Here is a 23238-nt window from a genome sequence, read left to right as displayed (position 1 = left end):
GGGAGAATATGAGTTTCATTCATCTAATGTGGTCGAGCTACGGCCACGGATTTTCGCAACAATTGCGGCGGGTGCGACAGCGTCGGGGGATTTCACAGCAGGCGCTGGCGGAGATTTCTGGGGTCTCTCGCAGCCAAATTTCTAATCTGGAGCGCAACGAAAATGGCGTGCACGCCATGGCCGATCCGCAGCTGTCTACGGTATATAAGCTGGCCTTGGCCCTAGAAATCCCGCCGGCGGTACTGCTGCCGGCCGGCGGGGACGTGGTGGAAGGGCATTTGACCGATTCCGCGGTGGCCGTTGCCGAGGACGTCGCGCCCTTCCCGCAAGGCTATGTGGACCGGCGTCGGTTTGCCGCCACGTGGAATGGCGCCCTGAGCTAGAGCACCCCGCATCACCACCTGAGTTACTGAACCGCATGGTCTAGTTGTAGACTTTGCACCCAGACGTATTTCAATGACAGGGAAGGCACGCGGATGATCTCGGAATTCATCAACGAGTGGTTCAATGCCCACCGTGCGGAGGTCATCGCGTGGCGGCGCCATATCCACCGCCACCCAGAAACCGCGAACCAAGAGGTGGAAACCACCAACTTCCTAGCCTCTATCCTGCAGGACTATGGCTTGCAGCCACAGCGCTTCCCACAGACCGGCCTCATGGTAGACATAGGCCCCGATACGGAGCTAGGCCGGCTGGCCTTCCGCGCCGATATCGACGCCTTGCCGGTCACGGAGGTCACTGGCTTGGAATATACCTCCGAAGTTCCCGGAAAGATGCATGCCTGCGGCCACGACGTGCACACCACCGTGGCGCTCGGTCTGGCTTGCGCATTGGCGGATTTCCAACGCGTCCACGATCTTCCGCTGGGCATTCGTGTCATCTTTCAACCGGCCGAAGAGGTATGGGTCGGCGGTGCGACCGATGTTATTGAATGGGGCGCGCTGGAGGGCGTGCATTCCATTTTCGCCATCCACGCCGAGCCCAAGCTGCGCGTGGGGCGCATCGGTATCCGCGCCGGGGCGATTACTTCTGCTACCGACGTGGTGGAGCTCAATATCAAGGGCCCAGGCGGACATACTTCCCGCCCGCACCTTTCCGCCGACGTCATCTACGCCTTGGGCAAGGTGATCACCGAGCTACCCGCGCTGCTCTCACGCCGGGTTGACCCGCGCACCGGCACCGTTTTGGTTTTTGGCCAGGTCAATTCCGGCTACGCCCCGAACGCCATTCCGGAGACCGGCAGCCTGACCGGCACCATGCGCACGGCCGATATTGGCATCTGGCGCGATATGCAAAGCCTCTTTACCGAGCTGGTGGAGCAGGTCCTCGCGCCGGTAGGCGTAGAACACGAGCTGACCTATAACCGCGGTGTTCCGCCAGTGCTTAACGACGACGTCGCAACCGCCCTGCTTGCCTCCGCCGCCCAATCCATCGACCCGCAGGCCGTCGTGCAAGCCCCGCAGTCCTCCGGCGGCGAGGACTTTTCCTGGTACCTAGAAAAGGTCCCCGGTTCCATGGCGCGGCTTGGCTGCTGGTCCGGCGAGGGCGAGCAGCATGACCTGCATATGGGCGATCTCATCGTGGATGAGCGGGCCATAGGTGTGGGCATCAAGCTCTTCGGCGCCGTGGTTGAGCAGTTCATTGGGGAGAATGCGGAGACAGACTAACGCGCTAAAAGGTCCTACACGTTAGACTCGTAAGCGACCTTTAAAGTGGAGCTGATAAAGGAGCAAGTGCGTGTTGAACCAGACCAAGCGAATTGTCATCATCGGCGGTGGCCCGGCAGGCTATGAAGCCGCATTGGCAGGCGCCAAGTATGGTGCAGAAATCACCATTATTGAAGACCAAGGCATGGGCGGTAACAGCGTTATCTTGGACTGCGTTCCTTCCAAGTCCTTCATCGCTGGTGCCAATATTAAAACCGACCTGCGCCGTGCCGAGGATATGGAACTTAACCAGGGCATTGGCCAGGCCCATCTTTCCTTGACCGCACTGAATAAGCGCGTGCAGGATCTGGCAAGCAAGCAGTCCTCCGATATCCGCGCCACCGTGGAATCCCTGGGCGCACGCGTTATCGATGGCCGCGGCTATTTCCCAGAGGACCAGGAAGCCGATGCCTTCGGCGGCCACAAGGTCACCGCCGTATTCAACGAGGACGGCCACGAGGAAACCATTAACGCAGATCTCGTCTTGGTAGCCACCGGCGCCACCCCTCGCATTCTCCCTGGCGCTCAGCCGGATGGTGAGCGCATCCTTACCTGGCAACAGGTCTACAACCTCACCGAGCTGCCGGAGCACCTCATCGTCGTCGGTTCCGGCGTCACCGGTGCCGAGTTCGTCTCCGCCTTTGCAGAGCTGGGCGTGAAGGTCACCATGGTTGCCTCCCGCGACCGTATTTTGCCGCATGACGACGCCGACGCAGCCGACGTCCTCGAGACCGTACTGAGCGAGCGCGGCGTGGAACTGGAAAAGAACTGCCGCGTGGAAACCGTCAACCGCACCGAGGATGGCAACGTCCTGGTCACCACGCAGGACGGCCGCGAAATCACCGGCTCCCACGTCATCATGTCCATCGGCTCCATCCCGAATACCCAGGACCTCAAACTGGAGAACGTCGGCGTGGAAACCGCCAAGTCCGGCCACATTCAAGTCGACCGCGTCTCCCGCACCAATATCGCCGGCATCTACGCCGCTGGTGACTGCTCGGACCTTTTCCCATTGGCGTCCGTCGCCGCAATGCAGGGCCGCGTAGCCATGTACCACGCCCTAGGTGAGGGCGTGTCCCCGCTGCGCCTGAAGACCGTGGCCAACGCCGTCTTCACCCGCCCGGAAATCGCCGCCGTCGGTTTCACCCAGGCAGAGATTGAGGCCGGCGAAGTCGCCGCCCGCACCATCACCATGCCGCTCAATACCAACCCGCGAGCCAAGATGCGTTCCCTGCAGCACGGCTTTGTCAAGCTCTTCTGCCGCGCCACCTCTGGCCGCGTTATCGGCGGCGTCATCGTTGCGCCGACCGCCTCCGAGCTCATCCTGCCTATTGCCATGGCCGTGACGAACCAGCTCACCGTGAACCAGCTGGCCGATTCCTTCGCCGTATACCCGTCCCTGTCGGGCACCATCACCGAGGCTGCGCGACGCCTCGTTGCCCACGACGATCTGGAGTAAACGAAACCAATTCCTCTCTTCGCGCCCGCACTCGATAATCAGTCGAGATCGGGCGCTTTTTCATGCGCCGCTAAAAGGTGGAGTAAGAATGCTCGGCGGTGCGATTGAGTGAAACCTGGATGGCGCGATCCGCTTGAGGAAGAGCACGCTGGGGGCAATGCTCGCGCGGGCAAGCGGTACAACCAGGGCCGATAGGGGTGGCGGCGGATACGTCTAAATTAAGCGCATCGGCGTAGACAATGCGGTCGGCCTCAGAGATATCGCAGCCTAAGCCCACGGCGAACTCTTTGCGAGGGGTTCCCCAAGATTGCGCGGTTCCTTGCACAAAGCGCCCTATCCACAGGTAGGCGTGGCCGTCTGGCATGGCGGCTACCTGGCGGGTGATGCGATTGGGCGTCTCAAAGGCGCGGTGGACTACCCATAATGGGCATGACCCGCCCGAGCGGGCGAAGTGGAAGGCGGTGGAGGATTGGCGCTTGGAGATATTCCCAGCGCGGTCGGTGCGGATGAAGGAAAAGGGCACGCCGGTAAGGCCTGGGCGCTGGAGGGTGGCCAGGCGTTGTGCGGTGGTTTCGAAACCGGTGCCAAAGTAGTTGCACAACAGGTCGATATCGTAGCGGGTCTTCTCAGCCATCGACAGGAACGGTTGATAGGGCATGGTGACCGCGGCCGCGAAGTACTGTGCGAGCCCTAAGGTAGCTAGTTCTTGCGCCTCGCCGGCAGGAAGCTCGGAGACGAGGTTATCGCAGACATCGCGGTAGGCGAGCAGGCAGTATTGGAGCGCCATTTCAAAGACCAATTGGGCTTCGGAAAGGCCGTCACGAAGCGCAAGCTCCCGGGTGTCTGGATCGAAGTCGCGGCGTGGTCCTGGCCGGGAAAAGCGGACCGTAACGCCAAGATCCTCGTGCATGCGGGACGCTAAACGGCCGCGGCGTAGCACCCGGTCACCGAGTTGGCCGGCGAGCTCTTCAGCTAGGACATCGAGCTCGTGGATGTAGTTATGGGCGTCGTAGAAAAAATCACGGACGAGCTCAAAAGGGGAGCGCTCCCGCGCTGGGGCGCGGGTGGCGACGTCGACGAAGCGGGGCATGAGCTCCGGAAAGCGCGAGGCTAGGTCGGCCAAGGAGTCTTCGGCGGCGTCGGGAAAGATGCGGCGCAGGTCGGTGATGGTGCGCGTATCGCGGTCGTCGGCGAAGTATCCGGGATCCACGTCGAAGCGCTGTGACAGTTGCATGAGCACGGTGACGGTAAGCGGGCGTTGATCGTTTTCGAGCTGGTTGAGGTAGCTGGTTGATAGTCCCAACTGTTTGGCCATCGCTACCTGTGTTAGCCCCCGCTGCTTGCGCAGTGCATGGATTCGTGCCCCCGCATAATGCTTGGTCATTGCTAGTTCGGCCACCTTTCGCCGCCGTGAACAGCAGAAACCACAAGGTTTGCAGATTCCACTGAATCGTTCCGCTAGATTACACACACCCTACTTATAGCGCAGAGCACATTCAAGCATTTAGTGTGATGTGCAACGCACCGCAGAGTGAAGGAGGACCCATCTAGTGAAGAAGCACGAGGTACGCACCCATAAATCCGCCGAGGAATTTCCCTATGAGGAACACTTGGCATACAAGGTGGCAGAAGTAGCCGCGGACCCCGTAGAGGTCCCAGCCGAGACCACCGACATGATTATTAACCGCATTATCGACAACGCAGCTGTGGCTATGGCCTCCGTGGCGCGGGGGCCTGTAACCTCCGCCCGCACCATGGCCCAGGCACACCCGGTAAGCGAGGGAGGTTCCACTGTATTTGGTGTGGATGGAGCCTACTCGGCCGAATGGGCCGCCCTAGCCAACGGCACAGCGGTCCGTGAGCTGGACTATCACGACACCTTCCTCGCCGCTGAATACTCGCACCCAGGGGACAATATTCCGCCGCTTCTTGCTACCGCGCAGCACAAGGGCCTTAGCGGCCGTGATCTTATCCGCGGCATCGCTACCGGCTATGAAATCCAGGTCAACCTCGTTAAAGGAATCTGCTTGCACGAGCACAAGATTGACCATGTAGCGCACCTCGGGCCCTCCGTGGCCGCCGGCATCGGTACCATGCTCGGTTTGGATAGGGACACGATCTACCAGGCGGTGGGCCAAGCGCTGCACACCACTACCGCCACCCGGCAATCCCGTAAGGGCCTGATTTCCTCTTGGAAAGCCTACGCACCAGCCTTCGCGGGCAAGATGGCCATTGAAGCCGTCGACCGCACGATGCGCGGTGAAGGTGCGCCGGCGCCCATCTGGGAAGGCGAGGATGGATTCATCGCGTGGATGCTGCACTCGCCGGAGCGCACTTACTCCGTCCCGCTGCCGGAGGACGGCGAGCCAAAACGAGCCATCTTGGATACCTACACCAAGGAACACTCGGCCGAATACCAGGCCCAAGCTCCCATCGATATGGCCTTTGCATTGAAGAAAACTCTGGCAGAAAGGGGACTGAGGACAGCGGATATCGAGTCCATCGTTCTGCATACCTCGCACCACACGCACTATGTCATTGGTACCGGTGCCAATGATCCGCAAAAGATGGATCCCTCTGCTTCCCGGGAGACGCTGGATCATTCCATCATGTACATCTTTGCCGTCGCCCTTGAGGACGGCGAGTGGGACCACGAGGCTTCTTATGCTCCCGAGCGTGCCAACCGCCCGGAGACCATCGAACTTTGGCACAAGATTTCCACCGTCGAGGACCCCGAGTGGACCCGCCGTTATCACTCCAACGACCTTTCTGAAAAGGCCTTTGGCGGCAAGGCTGTGATCACTTTCAAAGACGGCACGGTGGTAGAAGATGAGCGCGCCGTTGCTGACGCCCACCCGCTTGGTGCCCGACCCTTTGCACGCGAGCAATACATAGAGAAGTTCAGAAAACTCGCAAACGGCATCGTGGACGAGGCCGAACAAGAGCGCTTCCTCAACGCCGTCCAAAACTTGGAAAATCTCACTGACCTTACCGAGTTAAACGTGCGGGTGACCGATGCTCACCTCGCCGCCGCACCCCAGAAACCGGAAGGACTCTTCTAATGGCTGGACTATTTGGCTCTTTGAAAACTCCCGCGGAAAAGCGCCAGCAATTCCGCGCCGACCTTGAATCCGGCACCATTACCCGATTGCCGGGCGCGTTCAGTCCTCTGACCGCGCGGCTAATTCAGGATATCGGTGGTTTCGGCGGAGTTTATGTCTCCGGCGCGGTGCTGGCCAATGATTTGGGCCTTCCCGATATTGGCCTGACCACCTTGACTGAGGTGGCGCAACGTTCGGGCCAGATTGCCCGCGCGACGGACCTGCCCGTGCTTGTCGATGCCGACACTGGCTTCGGCGAACCCATGTCCGCCGCCCGCACCATAGCCGCACTCGAAGACGCAGGCCTAGCCGGATGCCACCTTGAAGACCAGGTCAACCCGAAGCGCTGCGGCCACCTCGACGGCAAAGAAGTGGTGGACACAGATATTATGCTCCGCCGTATTAGCGCCGCGGTCAACGAGCGGCGCGACCCTAACTTCATTGTTTGTGCCCGCACCGATGCCGCAGGAGTCAATGGCATTGATGACGCCATCGACCGTGCAAAGGCTTACGCCGATGCTGGTGCGGACCTTATCTTCACTGAGGCGTTGTATCAGCCAGCAGACTTTGAAAAGTTCCGCGCCGCTGTTGACACCCCGTTGCTGGCAAATATGACCGAATTCGGCAAGACCGAGTTGCTTTCGGCGCAACAGCTAGAAGACCTCGGCTATAACGCAGTCATCTGGCCTGTCTCCACCTTCCGCGTGGCTATGGGCGCCACCGAGGATTTCCTGCGGGATATGCATGAAACCGGCTTACAAACTGACTGGCTCGAGCGCATGCAACACCGTTCCCGCCTTTATGAGCTGGTGCGCTACGAGGAATACAACGACTTCGACCAATCCGTTTTCACCTATTCCAAAGACACCTACCGACCAACCTTCGAAAGCTAAGGAGAATTCCCACCATGTCCGATAAGAACCAGACCCCCGAAATCCGTAAGGGCCTGTATGGCGTCGTCGTCGATGAGACTGCCGTGTCCAAGGTCGTTCCTGAGACCAACTCGCTGACCTACCGCGGCTATCCCGTCCAAGAGCTTGCCCGCTATTGCTCCTTCGAGGAAGTGGCCTATCTGCTGTGGAACGGCAAGCTACCGGGGCAGGAATCCCTCATCCGTTTCTCTGCCCGCGAGAAAGCCCTGCGCCATTTGGAGCGCCATGTCATTGACCTCATCATGTCCATGCCGCTGTCGTGCCACCCAATGGACGTTCTGCGTACCGCCATTTCCTATATCGGTTCCCAAGACCCAGAGGAATATACCAAGGACTCTGAACATATCCGTCGTACCGCGCTTGAGCTAATGGCCAAGATTCCCACGATCATTGCTCTCGATATCCGACGCCGCCGCGGCGAGGGCTACATCCAACCTTCTCGCAAGAAGGGCTTTGCGGAGAACTTCCTGTGGATGGTCTTCGGTGATGAGGAAGGCTCCCCAGCTACCAACCGCGCCGATATCGAGGCCTTTGATAAGTCCCTCATTCTCTACGCCGAGCACTCATTTAACGCCTCCACCTTCGCTGCCCGCGTGGTGACCTCCACCATGTCCGATACTTATTCCGCCATCGTCGCGGCCATCGGCGCGCTCAAGGGGCCTCTGCATGGCGGTGCCAACGAGGCCGTGATGAAAAACTTCCTGGAGATTGCCGATCCTGCCAAGGCAGAAGAGTGGACCAAAAAGAAGCTGGCGAACAAGGAATTGGTCATGGGATTTGGTCACCGCGTCTACAAAAACGGCGACTCCCGAGTTCCCACCATGGAGGCCGCCTTTAAGGAGCTGGCCGAACAACATGACCAGACCCAATGGATTGAGATGTACGACATCATGGCCAAGACGATGGAGGAAAATACCTCGATCAAGATCAAGCCTAACCTCGATTTTCCCGCTGGCCCTGCCTATCACATCTTGGGTTTCGACATTGAATTCTTCACGCCAATCTTTGTGATGGCCCGCATTACCGGTTGGACTGCGCACATCGTAGAGCAGAACGAGAATAACTCGCTTATCCGCCCGCTATCCGCTTATAACGGCGAGGAGCAGCGTTCGGTTCCGCCGAAGTCCTTCTAAAACTCACAAGCTCCCCCTCCTCCAGAGACAATTTTCATTCTCGGGGTGGGGGAGTAGCCGTTTTCCACGGATAGTCTAAGGCTGGACTCGCCGCGCTAACTGATGCATCACCAGTGAGAAAACGATGACAGTCAAAGCCGAGAAGAAGAATAAACCTGGCCAAGGGGCGCCGATGTGGACAGTCCCTAGGCTATCAATAAGAATTGCCAGCAGGAGTGCTGCTGCATAGAAGCCGACAAGGATGCCAACAATAAGCAAGAACCGGGTGAACAGAGAACGTTGTTTGGCGCTACTGACCACTAAGCCGATGAAAGTGCCGATGTATCCGGTAAGTAGGTGGCCACAAATAAAGCTTCCCAAGGTCGCGACTCGAGCGAAGAGAGGCCTGAGACCGGAACTGCCAGGAGAGATAACCCACGACGAGTACATGTCTACGCCAGCGCGTAGCGCGACATAAAATGTCAGCCAAGCAATGGCGCCGAATACGAACGCGGCTAGCCATAGGGTCGCGTGCATGCTCATCAGCCACTGCTGTGGGCGCATTCCCAGTCCACGAAGGGCCCGGTATTCAGTTGCGGTGAAGGCGCAGTAGAGGCCCCAAATGAATACGGCGAGAATTCCCCAGCCAGCAGGGTTAGCGCTAATCGTTGTTGGGTCGGTGGGCAGGAAATAAGGCACGCTCCACAGCAATGCGACGATAATGCAAACGGCGATAAAGGTCTTTGTGGCGTTGAGATTAAAGGTCTTAAGCAGTTTCATGGCTAGGACTCCTCTTGTGAGGTGCGGGTGGATTCATGGGCGCGGGAAACAAGGGAATCAATGAGCTGGCCGTCGTCAAGGTAGGAGACGGTGATTTGGGTGGCGTCCACGGTATCGTCCGGAAACGGCACCGGGGACCAAGCATTAACTTTGGTGGTCGAGCCAAGCGAGGATTGGTGGAGTGGGAGGGCGTCGGCAAGCGCGAGTGCTTGCTCGACGTCTTTGGTGCTGCCCGTGAGCACTGGGTAGTGCGGCCGTTGGGATTCAAGATCGGTGGGCTTATTGACTGTGCCGTCGTGCACGGTAATGACCTGGTCAATTAAACCCACGAGATCTTCCGCCCGGTGCGAAGAGAGCACGAGTAGCCAATCCGGGGTGGCCGCGGCATGGGCGATGATGAGCTCACGCAGGCGCGTGCGCGTCGGCGCATCCAAGCCATTGAAGGGCTCATCGAGGAGGGTGACCGGTGTGCGCGCCGCCAGGGCAGTGGCACAGGCAACCAGTTGGCGCTGGCCGGTGCTTAAAGAGCGGTTCTTGCTGCGCTTATCGACGCCCATCTTATCCAACAGTTCCTCCGCATACCCCACGTCGAATCCCTCACGTACGTGCTCTGCGGCGCGCAGGTGCTGGCGCACGGTGGAACCGGAAAGCAAGATATCGGCGCCGGTGCGCGCTATCGCCACCTGCGAGGTATCGATGCTGCCCTTGGCGGGCAGGAAGCCGGCCACTGTGCGGAGGAGCGTGGTCTTGCCGGCGCCATTGGGGCCGATCAGCCCGTACATACCGGCGGTGAGATCGAGGTGCGGCACATGCAGGCGGTGCTTGCAGGTAACGTTCTGCAACTTAAGGTGCGTCATGATGGTCTCCTTCGGCTTCGATGAGGTCGGCGATGTCGCTGGCGCTTAAGCCCAGCGCGGCTCCTTCTTTGAGAAGAGGAAGGATGAAGTCTTCTCTCAGGGCTTCTTGGCGTTGGTGGCGGACCTTGTCGCGCGCGCCTTCGCGCACAAACATGCCCAAGCCGCGACGTTTTTCTAGCAGCCCTTCCTCAAAGAGGACGGTCAGTGCCTTTGCAGAGGTAGTGGGGTTGACGGAGTGGAAAGCCGAAAGCTCATTGGTGCTGGGGGCGCGTTCTCCCTCTGGGAGTTCGCCGGAAATAATCATGTCCCTGATTCCTCCTGCCAGTTGCTGGTAAATAGGCCGGGTGTCACTCATGCTGCGGCCTCTCTAGTTCGTGGCATATGACTCCCTTTCTGGTGTATGGGTTAACCACCTATGTGGGTAACCATATAACGGAAGGCACCAGCGGTCAACGGTGAGGGTAATGCGGGACGCGGTCGCGATGTAATAGTGGGCGTCCCCGTTGCGTAAGTTGTTGAATTAAAAGTTTGCAATATTTACAGAATCGCTGATCTCGTTATTACTGGTCGCCCTGCAGAAATCGCCACGTGGTGGCTCCGCTGCTGGTAAGTGTGGCGAATTAGGCGCAGAAAAGGGCAGACATTTGAGGGGTAGCCCTCTAAACTGAGATGCGGATCACCCAACAGGAGGCGTTGCACTGCGGCGTCTTCCGAGCTGAAAGGAACACAGAAGTGGCTAATCCCGCGCTTCCATCGTTCAAAAAGATTCTGGTAGCCAACCGTGGCGAAATCGCCGTCCGTGCATTCCGTGCTGCCTTTGAAACTGGGGCAAAGACCGTTGCGGTCTATCCCCGCGAAGATCGCAATTCTTTTCACCGCGCTTTTGCGGATGAAGCTGTGCGCATCGGCACTGAAGGTCAACCGGTTAAGGCTTACCTGAGTATCGATGAGGTCATTCGCGCAGCAAAGAAGGCCGGTGCAGATGCTATTTATCCTGGTTATGGCTTTTTGTCTGAGCGCGCGGATCTCGCTAGGGCTTGTGAAGACAATGGCATCAAGTTCATTGGCCCTACCCCTAGCACCCTTGACCTGACCGGCGATAAGGCTGCCGCGGTGAACGCCGCTAAGGAAGCTGGGCTGCCGACGTTGAAGGACTCGGAGCCATCGACGGACGTCGATAAGCTGGTGGAATACTCCAAGGACTTCAACTTCCCGGTCTTTGTTAAGGCCGTCGCCGGTGGTGGCGGGCGCGGCATGCGCTTCGTGGAATCCGAGGATCAGCTGCGCGAAAAGGCGGCCGAGGCTTCGCGCGAGGCGGAGGCGGCGTTCGGTGACGGCAGCGTGTACCTAGAGACCGCGGTCATCAAACCACAGCACATCGAGGTACAAATTCTGGCCGATAGCCAGGGCAATGTGGTGCACCTCTTTGAGCGTGACTGCTCGGTGCAGCGCCGCCACCAGAAGGTGGTAGAGATTGCGCCGGCGCCGTCACTGGATTCCGAGCTGCGTGACCGCATCTGCCAGGATGCGGTGAAGTTCTGTGAGCACATCAATTACGAAGGCGCGGGCACCGTGGAATTCCTTGTCGATGAGCGCGGCAATCACGTCTTCATCGAGATGAACCCGCGTGTGCAGGTGGAGCACACCGTGACCGAGGAAATCACCGGCGTAGACATCGTCAAGGCCCAGATGAATATCGCGGCCGGCGCTTCGCTGGAAGATATTCACCTCGCCCAAGACAAGATTTCCATCACCGGTTCGGCCCTGCAGTGCCGCATTACCACCGAGGACCCGAATAACGGCTTCCGCCCGGATACCGGCACGCTGACCGCGTATCGTTCGCCGGGCGGCGCCGGCGTGCGCCTGGACGGTGCAACGTCCGTGGGCGCAGAGGTTTCGCCCAACTTCGACTCCCTGTTGGTGAAGATGACCTGCCGCGGCGTCAACTTTGAGCAGGCCGTCCAGCGCGCCCAGCGTGCGCTGAATGAGTTCCATGTCTCTGGCGTAGCCACCAATATTGGATTCCTGCGTGCTTTGCTGCGCGAGCCGGACTTCACCAAGACGCGCGTGAACACGGGCTTCATTAGTGATCATCCGGACCTGCTCAAGGCTCCACCGGCAGTCGACGAATCTGGTCGCATCCTCGAGTACATCGCGGAGACCACCGTCAATAAGCCCAACGGTACGCGCCCAACGGCGCTGCGCCCCTTTGATAAGCTCCCCGAGCTAGACCTTTCCGAGCCGCTGCCGCGCGGTTCCCGAGATGACCTGCTCGAGTTTGGTCCGCAAAAGTGGGCGGAGAAGATCCGCCAGCAGAATGCGCTGATGGTTACGGATACCACCTTCCGCGACGCCCACCAGTCCCTGCTGGCTACCCGCGTGCGTAGTACCGCCCTGGTTTCTGCAGCCGAAGCCGTAGCCCGCATGACCCCGAACCTGTTCTCGGTCGAGGCATGGGGTGGTGCAACTTATGACGTCGCCATGCGCTTCCTTCACGAGGACCCATGGGTCCGCTTGGACATGCTGCGCGAGGCTATGCCAAACCAGAACATCCAGATGCTCCTGCGCGGACGCAACACTGTGGGCTATACCCCGTACCCAGACTCGGTCTGCCGCGGCTTTGTCCAGGAAGCAGCCAAGTCCGGCGTGGACGTCTTCCGCATCTTTGATGCTCTTAACGACGTCTCCCAGATGCGCCCCGCCATCGATGCCGTCCTCGAGACCAATACCACCGTTGCTGAGGTGGCCATGGCGTACTCCGGTGACCTTTCGTCGCCGAAGGAGAACCTGTACACGCTGGATTACTACCTCAAGCTGGCCGAGCAGATTGTAGAGTCCGGAGCCCATATCCTTGCCATCAAGGATATGGCCGGTCTGCTCCGCCCTGAGGCCGCTTCCAAGCTGGTTATGGCGCTGCGCAAGGAATTCGACCTGCCGGTGCACGTGCACACGCACGATACCGCGGGCGGCCAGATGGCAACCTACTATGCGGCCGCCTTGTCCGGCGCCGACATCGTCGACGGCGCCTCCGCGCCGCTGGCTGGTACCACCTCGCAGCCGTCGCTGTCCGCCCTTATTGCAGCATTCTCTCAGTCCAAGCGCGATACCGGCATCGACCTGCAGGCCGTATCGGATCTCGAGCCCTACTGGGAGGCCGTCCGCCAGCTCTACGCCCCGTTTGAGAACGGTATCCCTGGCCCGACCGGTCGCGTGTACAAGCACGAGATTCCGGGCGGCCAGCTGTCCAACCTGCGTGCCCAGGCCGTTGCCCTCGGTTTGGCAGACCGCTTCGAGGTCATCGAGGACACCTATGCAGCCGTCAATGAGATGCTGGGCCGTCCGACCAAGGTCACCCCATCCTCCAAGGTTGTGGGCGACCTCGCCCTACACCTTGTCGGTGCCGGCGTAGACCCTGCGGACTTCGCTGCCAACCCCACCAAGTTCGATATTCCGGACTCGGTCAACCAGTTCCTCCGCGGCCAGCTCGGTACCCCTCCGGGCGGTTGGCCGGAGCTGCGCGATAAGGTGCTCGATGGCCGCGAGGAAACCGGCGCCAAGGTGAGCGAGGTTCCTGCGGAAGAGCAACCGCATCTGGAATCCGATAACTCGGATGAGCGCCGTGCCAGCCTGAATCGCCTGCTATTCCCGAAGCAGTTCGAGGAATTCAACGAGTTCCGCCGCAAGTACGGCAACACCGAGGCACTGACGGATACCACCTTCTTCTATGGTCTTACCGAAGGCGAAGAAAAGGTCGTCCACTACTTCCCAGAGGACTCCACCGATCGCGCTGACCTCAAGCAGGTCGTGGTGCGTCTCGACGCCGTGGGTGAGCCGGACGAAAAGGGCATGCGTAACGTGGTTCTCAACGTCAACGGCCAGATCCGCCCGATGAAGGTGCGCGACGAGAACGCCGAATCCACGGTCGCTACCGTAGAAAAGGCCGACCCCTCCAACGAGGGCCACGTCGCCGCACCATTTGCTGGTGTGGTCAACCCGACCGCCAAGCCTGGCGACGAGGTTAAGGCCGGCGACCAGATCGCGGTCATCGAGGCGATGAAGATGGAAGCATCCATCTCCGCCACCAAGGATGGTGTGGTCGAGCGCGTGGCCATCGGACAGGCCACCAAGGTGGAAGGCGGCGACCTCATTGCCGTCATCAACTAACTGACGCACGCCAGCGCCCCGCTTCCTTCGCTCAATCCTCTAGGAAGCGGGGCGCTGTGCTATCTGCGGGTGGCTTTTCGCGATTTTCGTCCATATAAACCACCAAAACCGTCGACGAAATCCATGGTTTATATGGACGAAAGTCGTGATTCAGCGTGGAGGGGCTAAAATTTTCAGTCTAGTAGGAAAGGCAGCGCTATTGAGCCGACTAGAACCAGAAGTGTGATGGCGAAAAATGCCTTGGCCTGCCAGCGGGCGAAGTTAAACGACACGCCTGTGCCGAAGCGCTTATCCACTAGTACCGCCGGATCCTCGGGGTTGTAGTACATCACTCCCCATTTATAGAGATGGTCATTGTCTGGTGACTCTTTGTCTTCATCGGGAAAGCGGATTCCACGCAGTTGTTCAGATAATTGAGATTGTTTGTAGAGAAGAAACGCAACCAGTCCGATGCTGCCACCGATGGTAAGAACCAACATCGTGATAATGGCGGCGCCGTTGAACCGCTGAAATTGCGGTACAGGGCCGGTTACTTGCAGGAAGGCCATGCCGGCACACACGAGCAGGGTGAGAACCCCCATTCCGGTATTCGTGAAGGCGAGGTTGGCCTCGTTGCGCAGTCGAGCTTTAATGCTGCGTTCTGAACGTGGGGATACCTCACTATGCGCGATAAAAGAGCAGATGATGGCGAAAAGTAAGAGCGTTCCTAAGGCGATGAAGGAGAGAGAAAATACGCTGCCGATATTCTTTTCGCTCCAATTATCTGCCTCCATGGAAGAATTCCAGTGCACTGGAACGGGGTCAGGAATATCGGACCAGTGGGAAGCGACGATGATGGCACCGGCCGCGATACACAACAGCGAGGCGAGCATTGTTATCCACGGAAAAGTCGGCGTGGGGGTGCCTTCGAATTCGGGTGTGCCATTGGCGTTGGTGGACACACGAGCAGCGATGGTGGTTTCAACCTCGTCGAACCAACCGCCGGCCTTTTTCGCGGCGATGATGCGGCGGCGTTGAGAGATGTAGGCCCACAAGCCGCCGAGCGTTACCAAGAGGGACGGTACGGCGGCGAGGAGTGGCAATTTCCAGGCAAAGAGGGACAGAATTGTTGCCGCGATGCCGCAGCCCCAAGTACGGACCTTGTATCCAGCAAGGGCGGAGGTAACTGCACTATCGGAAAGGTAGTCCTTTGGCACGCGCACACCGAGCGGTGTGCCGGGCGAGGTAAGGGAGGGCGTTTGGGCCATAATCCAGGTAATAGCGAGAGTTGTGACGGCCATTAAAAGTGCGAAAATCATGACGATACTTCCAAGTGTTTAAGAGTGGAGCTGAGGTGGGTGTGGAGCTCATCTGGGCTAAAGCCTTGGGCACGAGCGAGCGCGACTACTCGGCCTAATTGCTCAGCTAGTTGTCTTTCTTGCGCCTCGGTGTGAGCGCCGGGTCTGACGATGGAGCCGGAGCGGCCGGCGGTTTCTACGAGGCCGTCAGAAACCAAGAGATCGTACGCCTTCTTCACGGTGGCTGGGTTGATGCCTATGTCTTTGGCGACGCGGCGGACGGGGTCTAGCTTGTCACCATCAGAGAGCTGGCCGCGAGCTATGGCCAGTACTAATTCATCGTGGATTTGTTGGAAGACGGGGACATCTGAATCGGGGTTGAGGTTAATGAACATCTGTCACCTCCAATCTTTATTCTGTATTACTTATAGTAACACAAACTGTGTTATGTGAAGTAATACAGAATAAAGCTCAAAAGAAATCCCCAGGTATGTTCCACTTATTGAAGTGGCGTACCTGGGGAAAGTGCAGGGTGGCTAAAAGAAGAGAACCACGGCTATGGCCGCAATGCCGTAGCCACCGCGCAGGAAGTAACCGAAGACTTCGGGGGAGAATGAAGCGCCGAAGCCACCGGTGTCGATGATATTCATGGTGGTCACTCGCGCAGGGCGGGAGCGCTTGAAGGAGGCATAGGTAAGTCCTAAACAGCACGCGGCGAGTACGAGTATCGGCAGCTTCCACATGGCGGCGATGAAGGCGGTACCGAGAACGGCGGCACCGGCTGTCGCGGTCAGGGGAAGTCCCCAGTCGGGCCAGGCTCCGTCGATGATGCGGCCGAAGGATGCGGCGCGGCCGGTGGCGGCGCCGACGATGGTCCATGCGGCAGCGAATGCTATGAGCGCCAGGCTGCCGAGTTGTGGGGCAAGACCCAGAGTGAGGCCGATGACAGCTACCGCGCCGAGCGGGATGTACCAGCGGCGGTATAGGCGCCGGAAAAAGAGGCGGCTGGGCGACGCCGTGGCGCGCGAGCTGGGGCCCAGGCGCGCCGACTGGGAGGCGATGGCATCGGCAGAAACCTCAGAATCCAAAAGCCCAAAGGAGGACGAGCCGACGGCACGGGTGCGGCCCGCACGAAGAAGCGAGGCGAGATTAAAGGAACGCCAGCCGATCGCAATGCGCAGCAAGGGCAGGGCCATCGCCGCATAGAACGGAAGGTGCAGCGACGTGCACAGGGCTAGGCCGAGGAGACTTACGCCGGCGAGCTGGGCAATGGACAGCTTATCGACGCCCCGCATACGCCCCCGCGGCCTATCCACATAGACCCACCGGCCCAGGGAAAGGCTGCGCAGCGGATAGAGCGCCTCGAGGAGAACGATGAGGGCGAGGGAGCCGAACGCAGCGCCGATGGTCGCAGTGGCGGGCAGGGACGCGGCGGTGCGCTGCGCGAGCGAGGGCAAAACCTCGGCGGCATTCTGCCAAGCGTAGACACTGACGCTCGCGATGAGCGCCGCGATGAAAGCGTAATAGATAGCTGAAGAGGCGTGGGATAAAAGCTTCATGAAATCTCCACCACTTCATCACAGGCATCGAAGATGGCCGGGGAGTGGGAGGCCAGCACTACACAACGGCCCTCGTCGGCGAGGTGGCGCAGCTCCTCGGCCAAGAAGGCGGTCCAGGTGTGGTCAAGGTGACGCTCGGGTTCGTCGATAAGCAGGGCCTTGGCCGGCTGATAGAGCTGGGCGGCGAGGTAGACGCGCTGACGCTGGCCCGAAGAAAGGTCGCTGACCGCGGAGTTTAGGATGGCGTCGTCGATGGCCCAGAGCTCATGGACCTCGGCAAAGTCCACGCCGGAGCGGCGCGAAAGCAGGGTGAAGTGCTCGCCGACGGTGAGGTCGGGCAAGAAGACCGGGTCCGCGACTGCGATCACGGAGCCGGCCGCTTCTGCGCTGCCGGGTGCGGCACCGTCGAGGGAGACGGTACCTTTTAGTGGGGTAATTTCGCCGCTTAAGGTCTGCAGCAGCGTAGATTTACCCGCACCATTGGGGCCCTTCAAGCCGTATACGCGCCCAGCGTCGAAGGTGCGACTCAGCTGCCCTAAAGCGGTGGAATGTCCATAAGTTGCATCTATTTTCAGCATTGTATCCAGGTTAGCAGAGGGTGGCCGGACCTAGGGGCGAGCTAGAAGCGGCGGAAGAACTTGCCGGGTGCGAGTTCCTCGAATCCGGGCAGGGCCGTGGCAGAAGAGATGCCGGGGGCAGTCTGCTCGGCCGCGAGGTCGATAGCGTTGGTAATAAGCAACTCGCGGGCGGCGGGGTCATCGCTGGAGACGATGAGCTCGGGAATGTCCTCGGGGTCGAAGGGGGTGAGCCAGGTGGCGTCGTCAAGCGGGTGCGCCGAGGGATCGCCCAAGAAAGCTGGGCCCTTATCGGCGGCGGGGTAGTAGCGCAGGAGCGCGGCGCCGCGGGGAGCAACGGTGGGGTCCTCGTTGGCGGACATGGGCAGGGCGATGACCCCGCCGTCCACAATGGGGGACCAGTCCGCAATAGAAGAAGGGAAGAGGCCCGCAAGATAATCGCGGTCCTCTTCCTTGGCCAAGCGCACGCCGAGGGAAGAATCAGTCATTCTTCCAAGGCTAGCGGGGCAGGCTACTTGATTTCCAGCAGTACGCTGCCCTTGGTGGTAGAAGCGCCTGCTTCTACGGCCAAGCCGGTAACGGTGCCGGCCTTATGTGCCTTGACGGGGTTTTCCATTTTCATGGCCTCGAGCACGAGGAGGACTTCGCCCTCGGCAACCTCTTGGCCTTCTTCGACGTTGACCTTGATGACCGTGCCCTGCATTGGGGAGGTAACGGCGTCGCCGGATACGGCGGCCTTGGCGCCAGAGCCCTTACGCTTCTTCTTTTTGCGTGGGGTGCCGTTGGCGCCGAAGGAGGCAGGGAGGGCAACCTCGATGCGGCGGCCGTTGATTTCCACGGTGTGCACCTGGGAAGGCTCCGCCTCGGCGGCCTCTGCATCGGTGGACTCATCGTGGGCGGGCAGCTGGTTATCCCATTCCTCTTCGATCCACTTGGTGTAGACGCCGAAGTTGCCGTCTTCTGCAGCGAAGGCGGGGTCAGCAACGACAGCCTGGTCAAACGGGATAACGGTGGGCAGGCCCTCCACCGTGTACTCGGACAGGGCGCGGGCGGAGCGACGCAGCGCGGTCTCGCGGTCTGGGCCCCAGACGATGAGCTTGGCCAGCATGGAATCGAATTGGCCGCCAATGACGGAGCCCTGGACGACGCCGGAATCAACGCGCACGCCCGGACCCGCTGGCTCGGAGTACTTCACGATGGTGCCAGGGGCCGGCATGAAGTTTGCCGCGGCATCCTCGCCGTTGATGCGGAACTCGAAGGCATGGCCACGCGGGGTGGGGTCTTCCTTCAACGAGAGCTCGTGGCCCTCAGCAATACGGAACTGCTCGCGTACGAGATCGAGGCCGGTAGTTTCCTCGGAAACTGGGTGCTCCACCTGCAAGCGGGTATTGACCTCCAGGAAGGAAATGAGGCCATCGGCGCCCACCAGGTATTCCACGGTGCCTGCGCCGTAGTAGCCGGCCTCGCGGCAGATGCGCTTGGCGGACTCGTGGATGGAGGCGCGCTGCTCATCAGTGAGGAAAGGAGCTGGGGCTTCTTCGACCAGCTTTTGGAAGCGGCGCTGCAGGGAGCAATCGCGCGTGCCGACGACGACTACGTTGCCGTGCTTATCCGCCAGTACCTGGGCTTCGACGTGGCGCGCCCGATCCAGGTAGCGCTCTACGAAGCACTCGCCGCGGCCGAAGGCGGAGGTTGCTTCACGGGTAGCAGATTCAAAGAGCTCCGGGATTTCCTCTGCGGAGTAGGCGACCTTCATGCCGCGGCCGCCGCCGCCAAAGGCAGCCTTAATGGCTACGGGCAGGCCGTATTCCATGGCGAAGGACTGCACTTCATCTGCGCCGGCTACCGGATCCTTGGTACCTGGGGCCATGGGGGCCTCGGCGCGCTCGGCGATGTGCCGCGCGGTGACCTTATCTCCCAAATCACGGATGGACTCGGGTGAGGGACCAATCCAGGTCAGGCCGGCGTCGATGACGGCCTGGGCAAAGTCGGCGTTTTCAGACAAGAAGCCATAGCCGGGGTGGATGGCATCGGCGCCGGACTTTTCTGCGGCGTCCAGAATCTTGTCAAAGACGAGGTAGGACTCGGCAGAAGTGGTGCCGCCGAGGGCAAAGGCTTCGTCGGCAAGCGAGGCAAAAGGTGCCTGGGCGTCTGGCTCGGCGTAGACGGCGACGGAGGCAATGCCAGCGTCGCGGGCCGCGCGGATCACGCGAACGGCGATCTCACCGCGGTTCGCCACGAGAACCTTAGAGATCTTTTTGGTTTCTACTGCCACGGCAGCAACCTCCTGAACACATTAGGTTGAATACGCAATCTATTCTTGCACACAAAAGCATGAGTTAATTTTCACGCACGCGAGTGGGGATATTTTTGAACAAAAATAAACCCACATCCATGCCGGATATGGGTTTATGTGGCGAAACCGAAAAGTTAACGCTCAATCGGCATTTTCACCATATTGCCCCACTCAGACCACGAACCATCGTAGACCTGCGTCTTTGTGAATCCCAAAAGATGCGTCAACACAAACCAGGTGTGCGCGGCCTGCGCGCCCACGTGGGAGTAGAGGATCGTTGCAGATTCAGGCTCCAGCATGCCGTAGTTGACCTTGAGCTCCTCGGCCGAACGGAAGCAGGAGTTGGGATAGTTGGAACGGTCCCACTCGAGGTTAATGGCGCCCGGGATGTGGCCGTGGCGCATGGTGGTGCCGTAGGCGGAATCGCCATTGGGATCGTGCTCGGTAGCCTCGCCCGCAAACTCCTCTGGGGAGCGGGTATCCACGAGCGCTCCTTCGGACTCGCGCACCTGGTCTACGAAGGCACGCAGGACGGAATCATCGCGGCTTACCTCGGGGTATTCGGATACGGGGAAGTCCGGCACCATGAAGGAAGTATCGCGTTCTTCGGCCATCCAGGCATTGCGGCCACCATCGAGCAGGCGAACATCTTTGTGGCCAAAGAGGGTAAATACCCACAGGGCGTAGGCAGCCCACCAGTTGGACTTATCGCCATAAAGGACAATCGTATCGTCGGCATTAATGCCCTTGTCCCGCATCAAGGCAGTGAACTCTTTGCCATCGATGAAATCGCGAGTAAGTGGGCTCAATAGTTCCGTGCGGAAGTTGATGCGGGTGGCGGTGGGGATATGGCCAATGTCATAGAGGAGCGAGTCTTCATCGACCTCGATGACACGCAAGCCCTTGATACCTAGGCGTGCGGACAGCCACGGTGCAGACACGAGGCGCTCGGGGTGTGCGTATTCCTGAAATGGGGGATAGGGATCAACGTCAGCCACTGTCCGCCTGCCTTTCCTATAAGGGTTAGTATTTCGCTCCCACCACTTTAACCCGAATTTTCCCGTGGTGATCACTCGGGGATCATGCCTGTGGTGTGCGATACAGGGCTCGGCCGGGGAAATAGGGTCGCTGGCCGGCGGGGTTAGACAGAGGGGGCAGTTGGCCGCGCGGTGGAGAAAAAGCTGGGATAAACTCCGGATATGGTGCGACAACGTGCTATGAACACCACCTAAGAAGGGAACTGCTAGTGCACAAGGCAATCGTTGTATTTGAGGTAGAGGGCGGCTCCGATAAAGGCGCAGACGGTCACCGTAAGGACACCATGCCGATCGTCAACGCGATCAAGGAACAGGGCTGGGATGCGGAGGTTATCTACTTCCACCCAGACAACGCGGAAGAGATCTACGCCCAGGTTTCTGAAAACTTTGATGCTTATATCTCTCGCGTGAACCCAGGCAGTATCCCCGGTGGCGAGAAGGGCTATTTCGAATTGCTCACCAGGTTGGCAGATGCCGGCCTGGTAGGTATGTCCACCCCGGCGGACATGATGGCCTACGGCGCCAAAGATGCACTGGTCAAGCTCAATGACACCCCGCTGGTACCGGAAGATACCGCCGCGTACTACGAGGTAGAAGAGCTGCATAACACTTTCCCCACCTCGCTGTCTTATGGTGAGCGGGTGCTCAAGCAAAACCGCGGTTCCACCGGTGAGGGCATCTGGCGCGTGCGTCTCGCGGATCAGGAGCTTGCCCAGTCCGTAGAACCGGGCACCGCGCTCCCGCTCGACACCGCCCTGAAGTGCACCGAAGCAGTAGACAATCAGACCCACGACTACAAGCTGGGCGCCTTCATGGACTTCTGTGACCAGTACATTGAGGGCGATAACGGCATGCTGGTGGACATGCGCTTTATGCCGCGCATTGTAGAGGGCGAAATCCGCATCCTGCTCGTGGGCAATGAGCCGGTATTTATCGTGCACAAGAAGCCAGCGGAAGGCGGCGATAACTTCTCCGCAACGCTCTTCTCCGGTGCCAAGTACACCTACGATAAGCCGGAATCGTGGCCGGAACTGCTGGAGATGTTTGAGAAGGCGCGCCCCGTTATCGCAGAGAAGCTCGGCGATACCAAGGATGTTCCGCTGATTTGGACTGCGGACTTCATGCTTGACGACGCCCCCGATGGCACCGACACCTACGTCCTCGGCGAGATCAACTGCTCCTGCGTTGGCTTCACTTCCGAGCTGGACATGGGCATCCAAGAAAAGGTTGCCGCCGAGGCGATTCGTCGCGTTCAGGACGCGAACGCCTAGCGCACGCTGTATCCTGCCAAGTGGCCCCACGGGTGACCGTGGGGCATTTTCCTACCATCCCCTAAAGCATTTTCTAAGGACCAGATTATGGCTGATAATGATTTCAACTCCGACGGGTTTCCGAAGGATTTTTCTCCGCGCGATTTTTCCGAGACCCCGCGTCACCACGCCGAGGACGCTGCGAAAAGCACCGAAGGCACCGGTGCCTCCGAGGTGAATGAGACCAAGGAATTCGGACCTACCGATGCCAAAGAGACGAAGTCTTTCGGCCACACCGATAAGCCTGGTGAGCCTGGAAAATCGAGTGACCTTTCTTCCCCGCAGCCGAGCGCGCAGGACAGCTCCTCTGACTTCTGGGCCTCCTCGAAGTCCTCCACCCCAAGCGAAGGCGCTGCCTCCCGTGCGCATAATCCATTTACTGATTCGTCGTCGGACGCTGCTGCGAACGGCAACCAATTCGGGTCTGCCCAGTCCGCTAGCGATCAGCCGGTTTTCGGCGGTTACACCCAACAGCAGGGTACGAGCCAGGGATTCGGACAGTTCCCCCAGGCTAGCGATGCTCCTGCCGATTCCGGCCAGACGCTTGGCGATAAGAAGAGCCAGATGAGTGACGCCCTCAAGGGCTTGGGCAAGAAAGACGGCCTATTGGGCGGTCTCTTTGAGTTCGAGTTCAAGCACTTCCTGACACTCACCCACGTGAAGGAAATCTACAAGGTTGCCATGATTCTTGGTGGCATCATGTGGATCCTTCACCTCCTCGGTGCCTTCTTGTTCGCCACCGGCATGGGCATTTATGGCATTCAGGAAGATTCCGCGTCCGCGATCTTCGGAAGCATCTTTGCTTTCATCTTCCTGGCGGTACTGAGCACTGTCATCTACTACGCAATCATGGTTGCCATCAGGCTATTCCTGGAAGCGATGGTGGCTAACGTGCGCATTGCACAAAACACCGGCGATATCCTGGACAAGATGGACTAGCACTGTCATGAGCTGCTTGCTCAATTACGGGAGCAAAGGCGAGCGCCCCAGCGGGATTGAACTGCTCCCCATTAGTTGGACTGAGAAATCAGTTTCCGATTAGTGGGGAGTAGTTTTCATTGAGAGCTCGAAGT

The 23238-nt window shown here is 59.5% G+C and carries 20 protein-coding genes; 9 read left to right on the top strand and 11 right to left on the bottom strand.

Features of this window, described 5'->3' with window-relative positions; all coding sequences use genetic code 11:
* Positions 1 to 8: 8 nt before the first annotated feature.
* From QP941_RS03490 to QP941_RS03480, 3 genes are all read left to right on the top strand, one after another.
* Positions 9 to 383 (top strand): helix-turn-helix domain-containing protein, encoded by a 375-nt coding sequence (locus tag QP941_RS03490; RefSeq protein ID WP_250412699.1) that lies wholly within the window; start codon positions 9 to 11, stop codon positions 381 to 383.
* A gap of 93 nt (positions 384 to 476) precedes the next feature.
* The gene (locus QP941_RS03485) at positions 477 to 1667 is read left to right on the top strand and encodes a M20 family metallopeptidase (RefSeq protein WP_284868019.1); all 1191 of its coding nucleotides are present in this window, start codon (positions 477 to 479) and stop codon (positions 1665 to 1667) included.
* Positions 1668 to 1737: 70 nt separating this feature from the next.
* Positions 1738 to 3165, top strand: a complete 1428-nt coding sequence (locus QP941_RS03480) for an NAD(P)H-quinone dehydrogenase (protein ID WP_284868018.1) — start codon at positions 1738 to 1740, stop codon at positions 3163 to 3165.
* Between the two features lie 70 nt (positions 3166 to 3235).
* Here the strand turns inward: QP941_RS03480 and QP941_RS03475 are convergent, their stop codons facing one another.
* Positions 3236 to 4549 carry a short-chain fatty acyl-CoA regulator family protein gene (locus QP941_RS03475; protein WP_284868017.1) on the bottom strand — a complete coding sequence of 438 codons (1314 nt, stop codon included), beginning with the start codon at positions 4547 to 4549 and terminating at the stop codon, positions 3236 to 3238.
* 166 nt (positions 4550 to 4715) lie between these two features.
* Between QP941_RS03475 and prpD the strand changes: the two genes are divergently transcribed.
* Genes prpD through QP941_RS03460 form a run of 3 tightly spaced genes read left to right on the top strand, consistent with a single transcriptional unit; the run spans position 4716 to position 8331 of the window.
* On the top strand, positions 4716 to 6227 hold the full coding sequence (gene prpD / locus QP941_RS03470) for a 2-methylcitrate dehydratase PrpD (RefSeq protein ID WP_284868016.1): 1512 nt from the start codon (positions 4716 to 4718) through the stop codon (positions 6225 to 6227).
* A complete protein-coding gene (gene prpB, locus QP941_RS03465) occupies positions 6227 to 7159 on the top strand; it encodes a methylisocitrate lyase (protein WP_284868015.1) in 933 nt (310 codons plus the stop codon). The genes prpD and prpB overlap by 1 nt, the downstream gene beginning before the upstream one ends.
* A 14-nt stretch (positions 7160 to 7173) precedes the next feature.
* Positions 7174 to 8331 (top strand): bifunctional 2-methylcitrate synthase/citrate synthase, encoded by a 1158-nt coding sequence (locus tag QP941_RS03460; RefSeq protein WP_239278882.1) that lies wholly within the window; start codon positions 7174 to 7176, stop codon positions 8329 to 8331.
* Positions 8332 to 8406: 75 nt separating this feature from the next.
* Here the strand turns inward: QP941_RS03460 and QP941_RS03455 are convergent, their stop codons facing one another.
* From QP941_RS03455 to QP941_RS03445, 3 genes are read right to left on the bottom strand one after another with little or no spacing between them, the layout of a single operon-like run.
* A complete protein-coding gene (locus QP941_RS03455; protein ID WP_239278883.1) occupies positions 8407 to 9090 on the bottom strand; it encodes a transglycosylase in 684 nt (227 codons plus the stop codon).
* 2 nt (positions 9091 to 9092) lie between these two features.
* A complete protein-coding gene (locus tag QP941_RS03450; RefSeq protein WP_239278884.1) occupies positions 9093 to 9947 on the bottom strand; it encodes an ATP-binding cassette domain-containing protein in 855 nt (284 codons plus the stop codon).
* Positions 9934 to 10302 (bottom strand): GntR family transcriptional regulator, encoded by a 369-nt coding sequence (locus QP941_RS03445; protein ID WP_239278886.1) that lies wholly within the window; start codon positions 10300 to 10302, stop codon positions 9934 to 9936. Before QP941_RS03445 ends, QP941_RS03450 begins: the two co-directional genes overlap by 14 nt.
* 377 nt (positions 10303 to 10679) lie before the next feature.
* On the opposite strand from QP941_RS03445, the gene QP941_RS03440 reads away from it, so the two are divergent.
* Entirely contained in the window at positions 10680 to 14111 is a 3432-nt protein-coding gene (locus QP941_RS03440) for a pyruvate carboxylase (protein WP_284868014.1), read from the top strand.
* 173 nt (positions 14112 to 14284) lie between these two features.
* On the opposite strand, the gene QP941_RS03435 is transcribed toward QP941_RS03440, so the two are convergent.
* From QP941_RS03435 to QP941_RS03405, 7 genes are all read right to left on the bottom strand, one after another.
* A complete protein-coding gene (locus QP941_RS03435; protein ID WP_284868013.1) occupies positions 14285 to 15391 on the bottom strand; it encodes a DUF1648 domain-containing protein in 1107 nt (368 codons plus the stop codon).
* Positions 15392 to 15405: 14 nt separating this feature from the next.
* Entirely contained in the window at positions 15406 to 15783 is a 378-nt protein-coding gene (locus QP941_RS03430; RefSeq protein ID WP_179387448.1) for a GntR family transcriptional regulator, read from the bottom strand.
* 141 nt (positions 15784 to 15924) lie between these two features.
* A complete protein-coding gene (locus tag QP941_RS03425; RefSeq protein ID WP_284868012.1) occupies positions 15925 to 16947 on the bottom strand; it encodes an ABC transporter permease in 1023 nt (340 codons plus the stop codon).
* Positions 16944 to 17525, bottom strand: coding sequence for an ABC transporter ATP-binding protein (locus tag QP941_RS03420; protein WP_284868011.1), 582 nt, complete (start codon positions 17523 to 17525; stop codon positions 16944 to 16946). The genes QP941_RS03425 and QP941_RS03420 overlap by 4 nt, the downstream gene beginning before the upstream one ends.
* Before the next feature lie 41 nt (positions 17526 to 17566).
* Positions 17567 to 18010, bottom strand: coding sequence for a hypothetical protein (locus QP941_RS03415; RefSeq protein WP_284868010.1), 444 nt, complete (start codon positions 18008 to 18010; stop codon positions 17567 to 17569).
* A gap of 23 nt (positions 18011 to 18033) precedes the next feature.
* Complete coding sequence (locus QP941_RS03410; RefSeq protein WP_284766803.1) at positions 18034 to 19797, bottom strand: acetyl/propionyl/methylcrotonyl-CoA carboxylase subunit alpha; 1764 nt, start codon at positions 19795 to 19797, stop codon at positions 18034 to 18036.
* A 155-nt stretch (positions 19798 to 19952) separates the two neighbouring features.
* The gene (locus QP941_RS03405; RefSeq protein ID WP_005322559.1) at positions 19953 to 20816 is read right to left on the bottom strand and encodes a sulfurtransferase; all 864 of its coding nucleotides are present in this window, start codon (positions 20814 to 20816) and stop codon (positions 19953 to 19955) included.
* Positions 20817 to 21064: 248 nt separating this feature from the next.
* On the opposite strand from QP941_RS03405, the gene QP941_RS03400 reads away from it, so the two are divergent.
* Together QP941_RS03400 and QP941_RS03395 are read left to right on the top strand one after the other, a co-directional pair.
* Positions 21065 to 22126: a Cj0069 family protein gene (locus QP941_RS03400; protein WP_284868009.1), complete on the top strand. Its 1062-nt coding sequence runs from the start codon at positions 21065 to 21067 to the stop codon at positions 22124 to 22126.
* Between the two features lie 87 nt (positions 22127 to 22213).
* Positions 22214 to 23104, top strand: coding sequence for a DUF4282 domain-containing protein (locus QP941_RS03395; protein ID WP_284868008.1), 891 nt, complete (start codon positions 22214 to 22216; stop codon positions 23102 to 23104).
* The last annotated feature ends 134 nt before the right edge of the window (positions 23105 to 23238 follow it).

The organism is Corynebacterium sp. MSK150 (genome assembly GCF_030229215.1).
Classification (GTDB): Bacteria; Actinomycetota; Actinomycetes; order Mycobacteriales; family Mycobacteriaceae; genus Corynebacterium.
The sequence above is the reverse complement of the archived record's forward strand: the minus strand, read 5'-3'. Positions and strand labels throughout refer to the sequence as shown.

Bases quoted from the DNA above. Each gene is read 5' to 3' on its own strand.
- QP941_RS03445 (WP_239278886.1), bottom strand. From the start codon at position 10,302: ATGAGTGACACCCGGCCTATTTACCAGCAACTGGCAGGAGGAATCAGG.
- QP941_RS03395 (WP_284868008.1), top strand. From the start codon at position 22,214: ATGGCTGATAATGATTTCAACTCCGACGGGTTTCCGAAGGATTTTTCT.
- QP941_RS03460 (WP_239278882.1), top strand. From the start codon at position 7,174: ATGTCCGATAAGAACCAGACCCCCGAAATCCGTAAGGGCCTGTATGGC.
- QP941_RS03415 (WP_284868010.1), bottom strand. From the start codon at position 18,010: ATGACTGATTCTTCCCTCGGCGTGCGCTTGGCCAAGGAAGAGGACCGC.
- QP941_RS03420 (WP_284868011.1), bottom strand. From the start codon at position 17,525: ATGCTGAAAATAGATGCAACTTATGGACATTCCACCGCTTTAGGGCAG.
- QP941_RS03450 (WP_239278884.1), bottom strand. From the start codon at position 9,947: ATGACGCACCTTAAGTTGCAGAACGTTACCTGCAAGCACCGCCTGCAT.
- prpB (WP_284868015.1), top strand. From the start codon at position 6,227: ATGGCTGGACTATTTGGCTCTTTGAAAACTCCCGCGGAAAAGCGCCAG.
- QP941_RS03455 (WP_239278883.1), bottom strand. From the start codon at position 9,090: ATGAAACTGCTTAAGACCTTTAATCTCAACGCCACAAAGACCTTTATC.
- QP941_RS03425 (WP_284868012.1), bottom strand. From the start codon at position 16,947: ATGAAGCTTTTATCCCACGCCTCTTCAGCTATCTATTACGCTTTCATC.
- QP941_RS03430 (WP_179387448.1), bottom strand. From the start codon at position 15,783: ATGTTCATTAACCTCAACCCCGATTCAGATGTCCCCGTCTTCCAACAA.
- QP941_RS03485 (WP_284868019.1), top strand. From the start codon at position 477: ATGATCTCGGAATTCATCAACGAGTGGTTCAATGCCCACCGTGCGGAG.
- QP941_RS03435 (WP_284868013.1), bottom strand. From the start codon at position 15,391: ATGGCCGTCACAACTCTCGCTATTACCTGGATTATGGCCCAAACGCCC.
- QP941_RS03475 (WP_284868017.1), bottom strand. From the start codon at position 4,549: ATGACCAAGCATTATGCGGGGGCACGAATCCATGCACTGCGCAAGCAG.
- QP941_RS03490 (WP_250412699.1), top strand. From the start codon at position 9: ATGAGTTTCATTCATCTAATGTGGTCGAGCTACGGCCACGGATTTTCG.